The sequence below is a fragment of the Croceicoccus naphthovorans genome, from assembly GCF_001028705.1.
GTDB lineage: Bacteria > Pseudomonadota > Alphaproteobacteria > Sphingomonadales > Sphingomonadaceae > Croceicoccus > Croceicoccus naphthovorans.
Genome location: NZ_CP011770.1, coordinates 2659378 through 2674400, shown reverse-complemented (window position 1 = coordinate 2674400; position 15023 = coordinate 2659378). Strand labels below are relative to the sequence as shown.

The following is a 15023-nucleotide window of genomic DNA, read 5'->3' as shown; positions in this document are numbered from 1 at the left end:
GCCCGGCACCACCACTCGCCCCCAACCTGCGGCCTGCCCCCGGCCGCAAGCGGCGCAGGACCCATGGGTCGCGGTCCTGCACCGGGCGCGATCATCCCGCAGGAGTCGCGCAAGGGGTTAGTCCCAGTCCGACCAGATCGTCGGCCAATGCATTCGTCAGGCCGGTCAATTGCTCGGTCAGTTCGGGCACGAAGTCGCCGTTGGCATCGTCCACCGGATCGGCATCGTTATAGGCCGTCTTCTGGTCCGATCCGATCAGTGCGGTTGCCACGGCGGGCATGCCCATTCGGTCCACGCGTATGTAGGCCGATGGCGCATCCGTGCGGAAATCGAACGATGTTGCACCCGTTGTCGGCAACGGCGGACTGCCTTGTGCCGAAGCCAGATAGGGGAACACAGGCTGGTACTGCACATCGTTGCCGGGCGGGTTCACCGGCACCTCGGCCAGCGTCGTCGGACCATGCACGCTGAGGTCCAAAAAGATCACCGCCAATGTCACGTCGATCACCGGATCGGGCAATTGCCGTCCGTTGGGGAAACCCGATGCCGCTGCCAGATTCAGCGTCAGCGTATCGGGCACGACAAGGTCTGCCACCGATACCCCCGGCGCGACTTCCTGCGTAAGGCAGGCCGTAACGTCATAGGCGGTGGGCGTCGGCGTTGCGGTGGGCGAAGGTGACGGGGACGGACTTGGCATCATGACCGGGTCGTCCTTGCCGTCCCCATCGCCGCCACAGGCAGTCAGAAGAACTGCGGCGAGAGTTGCCGGCGCGATCCTTGCGGCCTTGCGCAGCGCGCTTTTGCAGGAATGGGTCATCACAGCTGTCCTCCGAAACGTGCGGTGGTCGCCCAGACGTCCACCGGGTTGTCGCCGTTGGCGATGCGATCCTTGGGGATTTCGATCACGACGCCCGTCAGGTTCTGACCCGCGAAGAAATCGCGGGTGGCGTCAAAGCTGAGCGTGCCGGTCGCGGCAGTGTCCTTGAACCCTTGCAGATCGAAGAAGAACGGATCGTCGAACAGGCCCGCACGCGCGGTGACGCCATCTTTCGTCAGGTTGGTCTCGACTGCACCCGACAGCGAACCGCTGACACCGGGAATGCCACCTATGCTCACACCGTAACTTCCTGCGACATTGCCCGGACCGAACCGGACCCGGATCGGAATGTCCGCCGTCGTGCGCGGGTCAGCATTGGACAGGTTGATCGTGTAGAGGACGTCGCGGTCATAGGTGCCGGGCTGGCTGGTTGCCTGCGGGCCCGCGAAGGTAAGCGCAAGGATCACCGAAGTATCGGTATGCCATGCGTAGAGATCGGCAATATCCGCCGCGCGGTCCGGAGTTGGATCGACCGAGGGGTCGGTTCGCGCCGGCGGATCAAGGTGGTCGGCGGCCAGCGTAGAGAGCCCGGGTACGAGCAATGCCGCCCCGGCGGCCATCGCCAGTCCCCCTCCCGCTAGCGTGACTTTTTTCCAATGTTGCATCGCTTTGCTCCCATGGCTCGTTCGACTGGGCGCGAGAGGCAACAGAGCTTTGGACTGCCCGGTGTTCCTACCCCTTCGCGACGCAGCGCATAGCGCGTGCGCAAGGGCAGCTACGGCGCGAAGGTGTGATCGGATGCACAGTTGCAGGAAAATTTTTTTGCTACTGTCGATCGTTTCCTCTGACTGGATGGGTGGCCGATATTGGGGGCATGTAATTTGCGGTGACTGCTCTCCACCCCAAGCTGGTCAATTAATGCAGTTCGGCACGTGCCTCAAAGCCGCTGACCGAAATGGTATGCCGCCCGCCTGAGCCGATTCCGGCCCGTCCGGTCTCGATCCGAAAGCAAAGTGCTATACGAAGTCGCGAAATCGACAGTCGACAATGGTAAGCAACTTGACCGTCCTCCGCCCCACTTCGCGACATTGGTAATGCCAAACGTAGACGTTAAGAGTAGGCGAGAGCGCATTAAGGCAATTCAGGCAGACCAATGGCTCGCAAGCATTCCAGACACGATCCCTACGAAGATCCACAAGATGAAGACGCCGCAGAGCCCATAGCCCCTTGTTGGCTTTGCGGCAGGCCGACCGGTCAGAGCATCGTCTGGCATCACCCCGTCCCCAAAAGCAGGGGCGGGAAGGACGTGGTGCCCATGCACCCCATCTGCCAGCAAACGTTGATCGCCAATTTCACCAATTCCGAGCTGCAACGCTATGGAATGGACGTGGAGGGTCTGCTGGCCAACCCGGCCATACGAAAGTTCGTCGACTGGGTGGCCAACAAGGACCCGGATTTCACCGCGACCACCGCCAAGAAAAAGCGCTGAGCAGGATTCGTCCATTCAAGCATTGGGGCCGCCGCGCACTGCTGCTATGGGCCGCGCATGCTTACCATCGACGGCATCACCGTCCGGCTTGGCGGCCGGCCCATTCTCGAACGCGCGAGTGCAACGATCCCGCAGGGCGCGCGGGTCGGGCTGATCGGTCGTAACGGGGCCGGCAAATCGACTCTGATGAAAGCCGTCATCGGCGACATCGAGCCGGACGATGGCCAGATTGGCAAACCGTCGCGGGCGCGGATCGGCTATATCGCGCAAGAAGCGCCCGATGGCTCGATCACGCCAGAGGAAGCGGTTCTGGCGGCCGATGTCGAACGCGCGCGGCTGCTGGAAGAAGCGGAAACCTGCACCGACATCGATCGCCTTGGCGATGTGCACGAACGTCTGCTTGCCATCGACGCCTATAGTGCCCCCGCGCGGGCGGCCAAGATCCTGAACGGCCTTGGTTTCGACGAGGATATGCAGCGCCGACCGCTATCCAGTTTCTCGGGCGGCTGGAAAATGCGGGTGGCACTGGGTGCGCTGCTTTTTTCCGAGCCCGACATTCTGCTGCTCGACGAGCCTTCGAACCATCTCGACCTCGAGGCAACGCTGTGGCTTGAAAATTTCCTGAAGTCCTATCCCGCAACGCTGCTCGTCATCAGTCACGAGCGCGATCTGCTCAACAACGTCGTCGACCACATTCTGCATCTGCAAGGCGGTCAGCTCACGCTCTATGCCGGCGGCTATGACGCCTTCGAGAAGCAGCGTGCCGAACGGGCCGCGCAACTGGCGTCGGCCAAGGCAGCGCAAGATGCCCAGCGGGCACGCCTGCAGGACTATGTGGCTCGGAACAGCGCGCGCGCCTCTACCGCCAAGCAAGCTCAAGCCCGTGCCAAGATGCTGGCCAAGATGCAGCCGATCGTCGCGCTGATGGAAGATCCCTCGCTCAGCTTCGAGTTTCCATCGCCGGGGGAACTGCGCTCACCGATGATCTCGCTCGACGGGGCGGCGGTGGCCTATGGCGATGCGCCGCCCATTCTGCGCCGGTTGAACATGCGGATCGATGCGGATGACAGGATCGCGCTGCTGGGCCGCAACGGCAACGGCAAGACCACGCTGGCCCGGCTGTTGTCGGCGCAACTCCTACCCGTCGAAGGCGGCATGGCAGCGCCGGGCAAGCTGAAAGTGGGTTATTTCACCCAATACCAGGTGGAGGAGCTGGCAAGCGAGGCAACGCCGGTCGAACTGATGAGCCGCGCGATGGAAGGCAAGACACCCGCAGCGGTGCGAGCGCAGCTTGGACGCTTCGGATTTTCCGGCCCGCGCGCCACGACGCAGGTCGAAAAGCTTTCGGGCGGGGAACGCGCCCGGCTCGCCCTTGCGCTCATCACCCGCGATGCACCGCACCTGCTGATCCTTGATGAACCTACCAACCACCTTGACGTCGATGCACGCGAAGCGCTGGTTCAGGCGCTGAACGACTATTCGGGCGCCGTGATCCTGATCAGCCACGACCGGCACATGGTGGAACTGACGGCGGACCGGCTGGTGCTGGTCGATGGGGGGACCGCGCGCGAATATACTGGCAGCATGGACGATTACATCGACTTCGTGCTGGGTCGGAGCAAGCCGAAGAAAGAGACTAAGTCAGGTTCGGCAAAGGCGGCTACGACCGACTCTACCAAGACTCGCGCCAAGGTTCGTTTCCTCAAGTTAGAATTGGCCGCGGCAGAAAAGGCCATGAACCGCCTGCAGGACAGTCTGAACGAAATCGATCAGGCGATGTATGAACCGGCAAAGGCGCCGGCCAGTCTGGTCAATACTTCGATGAGCGACCTGCTTGCCCGACGAGCAGAGGTCAGCGATCAACTGGCAAGGGCCGAAGCGGAATGGCTGGCACTGGGTGAACAGCTGGAAATGTTGGAACCCGCGTAGACTTGTGATCGGCGAAGGCGCTGATGCGCCCTGGCAAGGTAAAGACAATCGTCACCGACGGCCGCAAATCCTACCCGGCTGCGATGAAGGAACTCGGCATTCCGGACCGTCGTGAGATGGGACGGTGGCTTAACAATCGCGCCGAGAGGTACTGTCAAAGCAAATAGGCCCGACCCGATTTGCGCCTCGATGACCTGTCGACACCAAGATCAGAATTGCAGCTTCGCGCCAATCCAAGAAGTTGCCACATGGCCAAACGACGCTCATTTGCCTTCAAGTGCTTTTGGTCTGACAGCACCGCCCTAACCTGTCCCCATCGCGAGAATCAGCGGCTTTCTACGTGCTCATCGATCCATTTGATGATGAGATTTGCCACCTCGATGTTGTTCTTGTCCTGCATGAACATGTGCGTGTTGCCGTGGAGACCGGCTTCCGGAAGCGAGACGAAGGTTATGTCACCTCCAGCCGCCTTGATCTGCTCGATTTCCTTGTCGCAGCTCGCGCTGGGGTTCTGGCCAAGATAGTCGCCGACCATGAACAGGATCGGAATTTTTGCGAGCAGCTCTACCTGCTGCGGGGTGAGGTTGGAAAAACAGCCGGTCTCAAGCTGGATGAGGCCTTTGATGCCGCCCTTCTCCTTAAGGACGGCCTGCGTGGGAAATCCCGCCGATTGCGAGTGGCCGACAAGAATCGCGCCGTCGAGCTTGCTAGCCAGTTCGGCGACATTTTCGACAGTCGGGTTGTTTGTCGTCGGCGAACCCAGCTCGTTGAGCAAGCTCGGGACCTGAGTCTCGAACATGTCCGGTATTATCTGCTTGTATAATTCCTGTACGTGCTCGAGCGGAAATTGTTGCCCCGGATAGGCTTCGCCCTCCTCTGGTCCGAAGCGGAACATCTTCCACGCCATGTCGGATGTGCCCAGATAGACCCGCGGCTGCTTTGACGGTGGCACCTTGCCACGGCTGACCTGGTTGAAGATGGAGCCGTTAAATCCCGACCTTGCACGCCCGGACTGCTCGGCCATGTAGGTTGGAAAGCCCTGCCGGGTGAAATGCTCGAACCATCCCATTCGTCCGTCCGGCGTGGTTTCCCATTGCTTTGACGATAACAGGCCACCGTGCATGAACACGATCGGCGTGTGCGTCGCGCCGACGGGCACTTGGAATTGCACGTACATCTGATCGACGAGGACATTCCCAGCCTCGAAAGATTCGCCGAATACGGGCTCCATATTGCCCCACCCGGCATCCTCGGTCTTGATGGTCCTCCCCCCGACGAACACGCTGCCCTGTTTCTGGAGCACAAGCGGTTTGTCCGAACCGGCCAGATCGGAAAGCGACTGAGCCGACGCCATCACCGGTGCCACTGTGAGGCCAACGAACAGCGCCGCGTGAGAGAGTAAACGCATGGAATCCTGATCCTTTAAATCCCGGCCATGTCCGAAGCGGCCGCACTGGCGTAAAATTCTTCACCAGAAAGAGCTTGCTGATATTACCGAGGCTTCGACCGCTTTTGGAACTCAACAAACGCGCACACCGATTGTGGGAAAACGCACCATGGATCATTGGGCCGAGATTCGTATGTTTCTTGCCGTTGCCGAGGGCGGAACGGTGCGAGCGGCTGCGAATGCGTTATCCGTCAACCATGCAACCGTCATTCGCGGGGTTGCCCGACTCGAAGAACGCCTCGGCTCAACGCTTTTCGATAAGATGCCCTCTGGCTACCGACTGACGGAAGCTGGCGCTGAAATCGTTGAGCAAGCGCGGATGATGGAATCAGCCGCTTCCCGGATTGAAGCGAAGGCATTCGGACACGATCAGAAAGTCTCGGGTGTAGTGCGGCTAACACTCCCCGCCTCTTTTGCTACCGACCTTCTGATGCCTTCGCTTGCAATGTTCAAAGCCGCTTTTCCCGACATAGCACTGGAGGTCATCGCCTCGTTAGAGCTGGCCAATCTAGGGAACAGGGAGGCGGACGTCGCTTTGCGTGTGGTGGTCAGCGAGGACGCGCTGCCAGAAACGCTCTACGGCTCACGTTTATGCGGATTCTACAGCGCTTATTATTGTCACCGCCTGTTTTTGCAGGGCCACACTACCCCGGCAGCATGGTTGCTTTGGCATGACGCGCCAGCCCCCACGAGCTGGCAACCATCCGGTGGAATCAACGTGTCGCAGACCCCGGTCCGCTTTACGGAAACGCGATCCCAATTCGAAGCTGCACGGGCCGGCATGGGAATAACGATCGCCCCTTGCTTTCTCGGTGATGCCGACCCTCTCCTTACCCGCGTTCCAGGAGGTCCGGTGTCGCACCACGGCGACATTTGGCTGCTGACCCATGAAGATACGCGGCGAACAAAGCGCGTCCGCCTTCTGTGTGATCATCTTCGCGGCGCCATACTTGGCTTGGCGCCGCGCCTAGAAGGGCGCGGGGTGAGAGATCCTCTGGGCATTGGCAAAGCAAACGCACCTGATTGAAATGTGATCAGGTCGGGCGAGGCGAGCGCCATTCCTCGACCTCGCAAACCAGTCAGCCCCTCCCGCAATATTCACTCATTTCCCGACATCATTCGCATGGTGGTGATGTTGTACGTGCGGTATCCTCTGTCGCTATGGAACGCCCAGGACCTGCTCTTCGAACGCGGCTATGATTTGTGCCACGAGACGGTGCGTTTGTGGTGCAACCGCTTCGGTCCGATGTTCGCGGCTGAAATCCCAGGGCGCCGTGTCAACCACATGCGTTGGTTTCGACACTGGCGCGCCGGAACCTTGACGAGATGTTCGTGAAGATGAACGGCGCGATGGTCTATCTATGGCGGGCCATCGACCACGAGGATGAAGTTCTCGAGCCCTACCTTATGAAGAGGCGGGACCAATCTGCTGTGTTAAACGATTGCACCGTGAGCTAGGCCAACTGCTCGTCGATGGATCGAGTCCGATCTATGACGACATCGCCAGTATGCTTAGTGCTCACTGTCTCGATGAGCACTATCCAACACTCATCGTCTGCGATGGGATTATGCATAACGCCCTTAGGCACCACGAAAAATTCGCCTGGGCCCAGACAAACAGTGTCCTGCCCCTCGATCTCAATCTTCAGTCGCCCCTTCGTGACAAGGAACAGCTCGTCTTCGTTGTCATGTTTGTGCCAGGTCAGGCTGCCCTGGACTCTCGCTGCCTTCACGTACTGATCGTTGACGCGGCCCAGGACCTTGGGCGACCAGAGATCTTCAATCGCCTCCTGCGCTTTTGCGATATTGATAGCTTGAGACATTACAACTTCCAACAACCACCCTTTATCGAACGATATGCCTGACACGCACCACTGCCTAATACGGCGATGTGGCATTGTCACGTTCACTGCCTGTGAGTGAGTGAAGCCTCGAGCTTGAGATCTTATGCCGCGGCGGCGGACGCAGCGATCCATTCCGCAAGTGCGCGGTCTCCGAAAAATCGCATGGTGTTTCGGGAGATCATGGGGCGCTGGTGTTGAGCGTGTTGTAGATTGCTGAGCGGGTAGAGACGAAGTGTTGAGCCTGACCTCAAGACTTGAAGCGCTGCATTTTCCGCTCTCGACGTCGCGCAGGCTCAGAGTGAAGCGATAATAGAGCCAGGCACCGAGCCGGATGACGTCCGCTGGAAAGCGATGACGTTTGAATGAAATGTGTTCCATGTCGGTTTCACTAAACGGCGATGCGATCAGGTGGAGACCGTTTAGCGATAGATTGACTGTACTCAGGTCACCGATCGGACCGCTGTTCGGAGCTAAGTTGGCGGCGCGGAATTGTCGGTCGACTACGTGATTGTGGCAAAGGATCGTCCAAGCTCCGATCGGTGCATGCCCTTGAGGAGAAACGATGCCCCACAACTTCGCCAGCATCCCTGTTCTGCGGGCACGACGCATTTCAAATCACTGACAATTCATTCAAAATAATTGGTCCTACCAATCATTTTGAATGAATCTGGCCAATAGGCCCCAAATTGGTTGACTCAATTGGCATTACTAAAATACACGCCGACCTTAGAGCGAAAGCGACAACTAAAAGAGGGTGAGGTGTTTTGTGATGACATATCGGGGTGAAGGCTTAGCGCGCGTCTGCAAGGCATTGATGACGGGGACTGCATTGGCGGCGATTGCGCTGCCTGCGGTCGTTCAGGCCCAGGCATCAGAGGGAGATATCGATCCCGAGGCGGGCGAGCCAATCGTTGTCACCGGCATTCGTGAATCGTTACAAAGCGCGCTTAATCGGCAGCGCAACGCCGACAGCCTCGTCGAAGTCATCGAAGCGGAAGATATCGGCAAACTGCCCGATCAGAACCTGGCCGAAGTTCTTGAAAACGTAACGGGAATTCAGATCACGCGCAGCGCGGGCGTTGGAACCGGGGTTCAGATCCGCGGCACCAACGATAACCGTATCGAGATAAACGGCGTATCCACCGTTGGTTCGGGGACGGGGCGTGGCGGAATCAGCTTTGAGGACATCAACGCGGCCATCATCGCATCGGTCGAAGTTATCAAGGCGCCCGAGGCGAAGACTATCGAGGGGTCGGTCGGCGGTACCGTAAACCTGCGCACCATTCGCCCGCTCGACCTCCGCGAGCGTATCGTCAGCGCTCGCGTTCAAGGCGAGTACAGTGAATTGTCAGGCAATGTGAAGCCTCGTCTATCGGCAAGTTTTGGCGATAATTGGTCAACCAGTATCGGTGAAATTGGCATAGTCTTCTCGGGAAGCTATGCCGAGCAGGAAGCGACGTCGTTCCGGCCGCGCGTTGATCGAGATAGCCTGGTCCCGGCAGGGAGCTCGGTCACGGCCGATGGCCAACCCGGTCCCGATTTTCCGTTTCTTGGCGTTGGCTTCGTCAATCAGGTGCTTGAGAATTTCGAGTACGAGACAACGAACTTCGCGGGTTCGCTCGAATGGAAACCGGCGGACAACATCAAGCTGTATTTCGATGCGATCGTAAACGATCAGCAACGCACGCAGGACAGTTCGAGGGTCAGCTCGTCCGGTTTAACTTCGGTCCTTCGCAACAATGTTCCTGACGAGTTCGAGACGATCGATTTCGGATCGCTTGACGGTGTCGATCTCGGCTCGATCCAGGCCGCGCTGGTGGGGACATACCAACCCAATCTCGACGTTGACGACGACGATCCGAACTTTCGCATCTCAAGCGATACTGGCGCCCGTATAACCAAGAGCCGTATCTACAGGCTTGGTACGGAATTTGAAACGGGACGTTTTCGTGGGCGGGTCGAAGCGTCTACATCGCGTTCGGGCTCGCGCAATCCCAACTTGAGCACTGCGATCAATTTCATCAATCCCAATCCGCTGACCCCGCTGGACGGCACAAGCAACGATAACAGCGTCCCCTTCCGCTATGACCTTCGGGGCGGAACGCTGGCGTTCGGGATCGACTTCGATTCGCCCTATGCGCCGACCGTCGCGCAGCTTCTCGATGCGAACAACTACGTTCTCGACGCGATTGCCATCGGCGACAACAGGACCAAAAACCGCGAAGACGCCTTCCGTCTCGACGGTTCGCTCGACCTGGATGGGCTGACGCCGTTTTTCACTTCGTTCGATGTCGGGTATCGTTACAACGACACCTCCAACCGTTTCGATCTGATCCGGTCCATTTTCGACACCGGCATCATCGCGGAAAGCCCCAACGGCGCTCTTTTTGAAGAGCTTCTGGTGGCCGGGCCGGACAATTTCGGCGATTTCGACAATCGCGATCTGGCCTTCCGCGATTTTCTGATCATCGATCCCAACAGGTCGTTTTCCGACCCGGAAGGTACGCTTGCGATTTTGCGTGACGCGCTGGCCACGACGGCCGGATCGATCGGCGATCCCGTGGCAGATCCTTCGGGCTTTTTCAGGATCAAGGAAGCAACCCATTCGGTTTACGGTCAGCTAAACTTTGAAACGGGCCCGTTTCGCGGCAATGCCGGCGTACGCTGGGTTTCCACGAAGATTTCGTCCTTCGGCAACAATGTCGCTGGCGGTGTCGTTACCCCAATCACGGCTGGGGGAGGGTATGAAGCGTGGCTACCCCGGGTCAACGTGGCGGCGGACCTGACGAACGATCTGGTCTTTCGCGCCAGCTATGGGGAAGACATCAACCGACCCAAATTCGATGATCTGTCGCTGTCGGTTAATTTCCCGACCGGGCCCAACAATGCGGTGTCGATCGGCAACCCCAATCTCGCCCCCGAGAATGTATCGTCCTACGATGCCTCGCTTTCATGGTACTTCGCACCGGCCTCCCTCCTCAGCGTGGGTGTTTTCCATAAAAAGCGCACCAATCTGTTCGTAACGCAAGTCGAGGATGTCGAGGTCGACGAGAACGGCTACCGCGACATCACGCCGCCTTGCGAGGGCGGGGGTATCTACAACCCGCTGCCTGATCGCAACGTGTTGTCGCCCACTGTCGGAAACGGCCTTTGCGTTCCGATCCAGACGATCATCAACGATACGGGAAGCACCACGCAGACCGGCATCGAAGTCGCTTTCCAGTACGATCTTTCGCAGTTCGAGGACGTTCTCGGGTTTGCGTCGGGCTTTGGCGTTCTGGCCAATTACACGTATCAGAAGTTCGGCGGTGGAGAGGCAACCAACAGTTCCTCTACGCGCGGTTCGGACATCTTTGCGGCGGCAAGTCCGGGAATCTCGGTACCGGTTACGGCGGTTCAGGGCCTGCTCGATTTTTCCAAGCATGCCTATAACGTGACGCTCTATTACGAAAAGTTCGGCCTGTCGGCACGGGCGCGCTATACTTGGCGCGATGCGTTTCGCACGCTTGACACTGCGGGTGGCGCAACCCTGAACAGCACGTATGGCTTCCCCGTGGTGACTGCGGCCCGCGGTCAGTTGAACGGCAGCATCAATTACGACCTTACGCCGTGGATGAACATCGGGGTGGAAGGCGTGAACCTGACCAAGTCGAAGATCACGCAATACTGCGTGAACGAAAGCGCGATCGTGTGTTTTCAGGGGATGCCCGACCGCCGCATCACCTTCGGCGCGACCATGAAGCTTTAGGTTGCGCTGGCAGGCACAGGTCGCCATCCCGCGTTCGGTGCGGGATGGCGACCGTGTCCTGGCGGTTCTCCGATCTGGGCCTGCGAACTTGCCAGTTTATCGATTGCCTTCATCGACGGTCGTCGCCTTGGTTCCGTGCCGGGGTCGGGGGGGTTTGTGGGTCATTATCCTTCGCGGATCAGGCCGCCAAGGCGTTCGATCCCTTCGCGCGCGGCGGCGGCGGGGATCATGGAGAAGCTTAGACGAAACGTATTCGGCTTTGGCACGATGTTGGTCGCATTGGCCGGATAGAACGCCGACCCCGAAATGATCGAAACCGATCGTTCCAGCAGCGCTCGTGCCGCCAACGCCGCGCCATCGATACCGTCCGGCAATTCCGCCCAGACATAGAGGCCGCCCTGCGGCCTCGTCCACGAAACGCCGTGCGGCATGAACTCCTCCATCGCATCGAGCATTGATCGGCAACGGTCGCGATAGACGCTTCGGGCAATCCTGGTCGAAGTATCGAGGTGATCTCTTACGACATCGAGAAGAAGCATCTGGTTCAGCGCGCTCGTCGCTAGATCGCTCGCTTGCTTGATCAGGACCAACCGCCGGATGACGTCGCGCGGACCGGCAATCCACCCTACCCGAAGCGAAGGCGCGATCGTCTTCGAAAAGGTGCCGGTATGCAGCACCGGTGATCGCTCGATGCTGCCGTATCGCTCGGCGGCCAGCGCCGCGACCGAGGCGATGTCCTCGCCTTCGTAGCGAAGCTGTTCGTAGCATCCGTCTTCAATGATCGCCATGCCGGTATCGTCGGCAAGATCGAGCAGGGCGAGCCGATCCTTGCGCGACATGCAGGTGCCGGTTGGATTGCGGAAATCCGGCCCGACATAGCAGAACTTGGCCCCCGCCAAATCCGTAGGGTTCCAGTCGGCGCTGTCTTCGGGAAGGCCCAGATATTGCGGTTCGTAGGCATCGAACGCACGCAACGCGCCGATGAAACTGGGAATTTCGACCAGTGCCTTGTCGCCCGGCGACAGCAGCAGTTTTGCCAGAAAATCGAGGCCCTGCTGCGATCCATTGGTGATAATCACGTTGTCGGCTTCGCAAGCCGTGCCCTGCCGGGTCATGTAGCCCGCAATCCATTCCCGCAGCGGCAGGTATCCCTCGCTGGGCGCGTATTGCAGCGCGGTTTGCGCCCGCGCGCGATCGGCCCACAATCGCGCCGATGCGTCCGACAAAGGCTCGTAGGGAAAGATCGCAGGGTCGGGCAGGCCGCCGCCCAGATGGATGATTTCCGCCCGGTCGAGCAGCTTCATCTTCTCGCGTATGTCGGAAGGCATCACGCCCTTCATCCGCCGGGCATAGAGCGCCCCCCAGTCAGTCACCGGCCATTCTCCCTAATCGTTGCTTTCGGCAGGGCAAATGCGACCACATGGTCGCCTCGTTTCGTGCGTAGCGAGCCATGACCGCCGGCCACGATGGCAACCATCTGCCTGCCATCCCTTCCCGCGTAGGTCACCGGACTTGCTTGCCCACCGGCAGGCAAGTCCGCCCGCCATAATTCTTGGCCGGTGGCCGTATCGAAGGCCCGCATATAGCCGTCGGTTGCCGCTCCGATAAACGTCACTCCGCCCGCCGTGCTGACCGACCCGCCCAGGTTGAAGAGCCCCATCGGCAGATCGATGCCGAACGGGTCTAGGCCGCGGCTGGTGCCGAAAGGACGGGTCCATGCCAATTCACGCGTTGCAAGGTCGATGGCCGATATCCTGCCCCATGGCGGGGCGGTGCACGGAAAATAGATCGGAGAGAGGAACGGCTTCAGGTAAAGTCCGAACGGCGTGCCTGCCATCGCCATGGGGGGAGGCATGGTCTTGCCGACCGTCTGACTTCTGCTCATCGTCCGGGCATCGAATGGCCTCGCCCCCAATGCATCCGCCCTGTCGCGCGGCACCAGCTGCCCAACGAAAGGCATGTCGGAATTGTTGACGATCATCAGACCCCGACTGCGATCAACCGAGACCCCGCCCCAGTTGATCGCGCCAAACGTGCCGGGCGACATCAAGAAAGGATCTGTCGAAGGGGGGGTGAAATCACCATCGTACTTCAGTTGCCGGAACCTCAGACGGCAAAGCATCTGATCGATCGGTGTCGCACCCCATAGCGATTTCTCGTTGACCGGTTTCGCATGGAACGAGGGCATTCCCACCGAATATGGCTGCGTTGGCGAAGCGCGCTCGCCCGCAATCCCGGATGCCGGAACGGGTCGCTCTTCTACGGGCGCAAGCGGCTTGCCGGTTTGTCGATCGAGAACAAAAATCTGACCGGTCTTGGTTGCGGCAGCCACAGCGGGCACCATTTTGCCGTCGACGGGAAAGTCGATCAGCGCCGGTTGCGCGGGCATGTCATAGTCCCAAAGATCGTGGTGAACGGCCTGAAACGACCAGACGACCTTCCCGCTGTGCGACTCCAGCGCCACAATCGATGTACCATATCGGTCCGCCGCCTGAGACCGTAGCCCGCCGAAGAAGTCGGGCGAACTGTTGCCGGTCGGAATGAAGACGAGGTCGCGTTCAGGATCGGCCGAGAACACGGCCCACGCATTCGGGTTGCCCGACGAAAAAAGCTGTCCGTGCAGCGAACTATCGGCGCGCCCGGCATCCCATGTCCAGCGCAGTTCGCCAGTCACTGCATCGTAGCCGCGAATGACACTACGCGCAGGATCCAGTCGTTGATTGTCGATCACATATCCACCGACGACCGCGATGTCGTCGATGATGGCTGGGGGCGACGTGACATAGTAATACCCGTCAAATTCGCGAGCCACCCCCTCGACCAAGTTGACTGCACCGGATGTGCCGAAACGGCTGCACGGGCGCCCCGTGGCGGCATCGACGGCAATTAGCCGCGCGTCCAGCGTCCCTTCGAGAATGCGCGCCGCACATTCGCCAGCTCTTTCACTCTGATGGTAAGAGACACCGCGACACACGATCGAAAATGCCTTGGTCGAATCGACCTTGGGATCGTGCCGCCATTTTTCCGACCCAGTCGTTGCATCCAACGCGATGAGGCGATTCAAGGGGTCGCAAAGATAGAGCGTGTCATCAATCGCGATAGGCGTAGCAGTGAACCGGCTGTTATTTCCAAGATCGTCGAGGCCGCCCAGACGAACGGACCACGCGGTTTCCACCAAGCCAGCGTTATCGGGCGTAATCTGATCAAGGGGTGAATAGCGATCCGATTGCCAATCGCCGCCATAGGATGGCCAATCCCTGACATCCGCGCTCGCCACCGATGTCGTCGCGGGGCCTGAAGGCGAAAACCGATCGCTTAATGCCCACCATGATGCGGCAAGCGCCGCGACCTGAATGACTGCAAAGGAAACAAGATGCCATTTTGCAATGCGCCCTCTTTCACTAGACGCGGGGGGTAGCCAGATTGCGAGTAAGGTGAGAATCACAAGCAGGACCAGCGGCGCCAGCAACCGCGCCATTAGGCCCCACTTGTCTGCCCCGATTTCCCAAAAAGCCCAGACGATCGTTGCAAGAACCGTAAAGAGGTAAAGCCAGTATCCGCGGCGGTCCCGTTTTCCGAAGAGCCAAGCGCAGACCGCAAGGCTCAGTCCCGAAAGCAGATAGTATGGAGAGCCTTTCAACCAGGCCAGTTGCGCCCCGAACACGATCAGGGTCAGAGAGATGATCGTGAGCGCGAGCGCAGCAAGCAGGCTGGGAAAACGATGCAGAACGCGAGGCATCTATGCTCCG

The 15023-nt window shown here is 59.5% G+C and carries 10 protein-coding genes and 3 pseudogenes; 6 read left to right on the top strand and 7 right to left on the bottom strand.

Annotated elements, in window-relative coordinates; translation table 11 throughout:
- Window positions 1–91: 91 nt before the first annotated feature.
- Both AB433_RS13400 and AB433_RS13395 read right to left on the bottom strand, forming a co-directional pair.
- Window positions 92–817 carry a DUF4331 family protein gene (locus AB433_RS13400; RefSeq protein ID WP_047821666.1) on the bottom strand — a complete coding sequence of 242 codons (726 nt, stop codon included), beginning with the start codon at window positions 815–817 and terminating at the stop codon, window positions 92–94.
- Window positions 817–1482: a DUF4331 family protein gene (locus AB433_RS13395; protein ID WP_047821664.1), complete on the bottom strand. Its 666-nt coding sequence runs from the start codon at window positions 1480–1482 to the stop codon at window positions 817–819. Before AB433_RS13395 ends, AB433_RS13400 begins: the two co-directional genes overlap by 1 nt.
- A 488-nt stretch (window positions 1483–1970) precedes the next feature.
- Here AB433_RS13395 and AB433_RS13390 point away from each other — a divergent pair, with 488 nt between their 5' ends.
- From AB433_RS13390 to AB433_RS21820, 3 genes and pseudogenes are all read left to right on the top strand, one after another.
- Window positions 1971–2306, top strand: coding sequence for a hypothetical protein (locus tag AB433_RS13390; protein ID WP_047821663.1), 336 nt, complete (start codon window positions 1971–1973; stop codon window positions 2304–2306).
- 57 nt (window positions 2307–2363) lie between these two features.
- Window positions 2364–4235 (top strand): ABC-F family ATP-binding cassette domain-containing protein, encoded by a 1872-nt coding sequence (locus tag AB433_RS13385; protein ID WP_047821660.1) that lies wholly within the window; start codon window positions 2364–2366, stop codon window positions 4233–4235.
- 14 nt (window positions 4236–4249) lie between these two features.
- Window positions 4250–4381, top strand: a pseudogene (locus AB433_RS21820) (IS6 family transposase); the annotation flags it as partial.
- A 179-nt stretch (window positions 4382–4560) separates the two neighbouring features.
- Here AB433_RS21820 and AB433_RS13380 read toward each other — a convergent pair.
- Window positions 4561–5601 carry an alpha/beta hydrolase family protein gene (locus AB433_RS13380; protein WP_156170821.1) on the bottom strand — a complete coding sequence of 347 codons (1041 nt, stop codon included), beginning with the start codon at window positions 5599–5601 and terminating at the stop codon, window positions 4561–4563.
- A gap of 190 nt (window positions 5602–5791) precedes the next feature.
- Here AB433_RS13380 and AB433_RS13375 point away from each other — a divergent pair, with 190 nt between their 5' ends.
- Both AB433_RS13375 and AB433_RS21815 read left to right on the top strand, forming a co-directional pair.
- Window positions 5792–6709 (top strand): LysR family transcriptional regulator, encoded by a 918-nt coding sequence (locus tag AB433_RS13375; protein WP_047821656.1) that lies wholly within the window; start codon window positions 5792–5794, stop codon window positions 6707–6709.
- A gap of 96 nt (window positions 6710–6805) precedes the next feature.
- Window positions 6806–7119: pseudogene (locus AB433_RS21815) on the top strand (DDE-type integrase/transposase/recombinase); the annotation flags it as partial.
- A gap of 17 nt (window positions 7120–7136) precedes the next feature.
- Here the strand turns inward: AB433_RS21815 and AB433_RS21325 are convergent.
- Window positions 7137–7505 (bottom strand): cupin domain-containing protein, encoded by a 369-nt coding sequence (locus AB433_RS21325; RefSeq protein WP_047821654.1) that lies wholly within the window; start codon window positions 7503–7505, stop codon window positions 7137–7139.
- Between the two features lie 297 nt (window positions 7506–7802).
- Window positions 7803–7904 (bottom strand): annotated as a pseudogene (locus AB433_RS21320) (IS6 family transposase); the annotation flags it as partial.
- A gap of 436 nt (window positions 7905–8340) precedes the next feature.
- Between AB433_RS21320 and AB433_RS13360 the strand changes: the two are divergent.
- Complete coding sequence (locus tag AB433_RS13360) at window positions 8341–11274, top strand: TonB-dependent receptor (RefSeq protein WP_218916950.1); 2934 nt, start codon at window positions 8341–8343, stop codon at window positions 11272–11274.
- A 164-nt stretch (window positions 11275–11438) separates the two neighbouring features.
- On the opposite strand, the gene AB433_RS13355 is transcribed toward AB433_RS13360, so the two are convergent.
- Both AB433_RS13355 and AB433_RS13350 read right to left on the bottom strand, forming a co-directional pair.
- The gene (locus AB433_RS13355) at window positions 11439–12647 is read right to left on the bottom strand and encodes an aminotransferase-like domain-containing protein (protein ID WP_053059164.1); all 1209 of its coding nucleotides are present in this window, start codon (window positions 12645–12647) and stop codon (window positions 11439–11441) included.
- On the bottom strand, window positions 12644–15013 hold the full coding sequence (locus tag AB433_RS13350) for a pyrroloquinoline quinone-dependent dehydrogenase (protein ID WP_053059163.1): 2370 nt from the start codon (window positions 15011–15013) through the stop codon (window positions 12644–12646). The genes AB433_RS13355 and AB433_RS13350 overlap by 4 nt, the downstream gene beginning before the upstream one ends.
- Window positions 15014–15023: the final 10 nt, after the last annotated feature.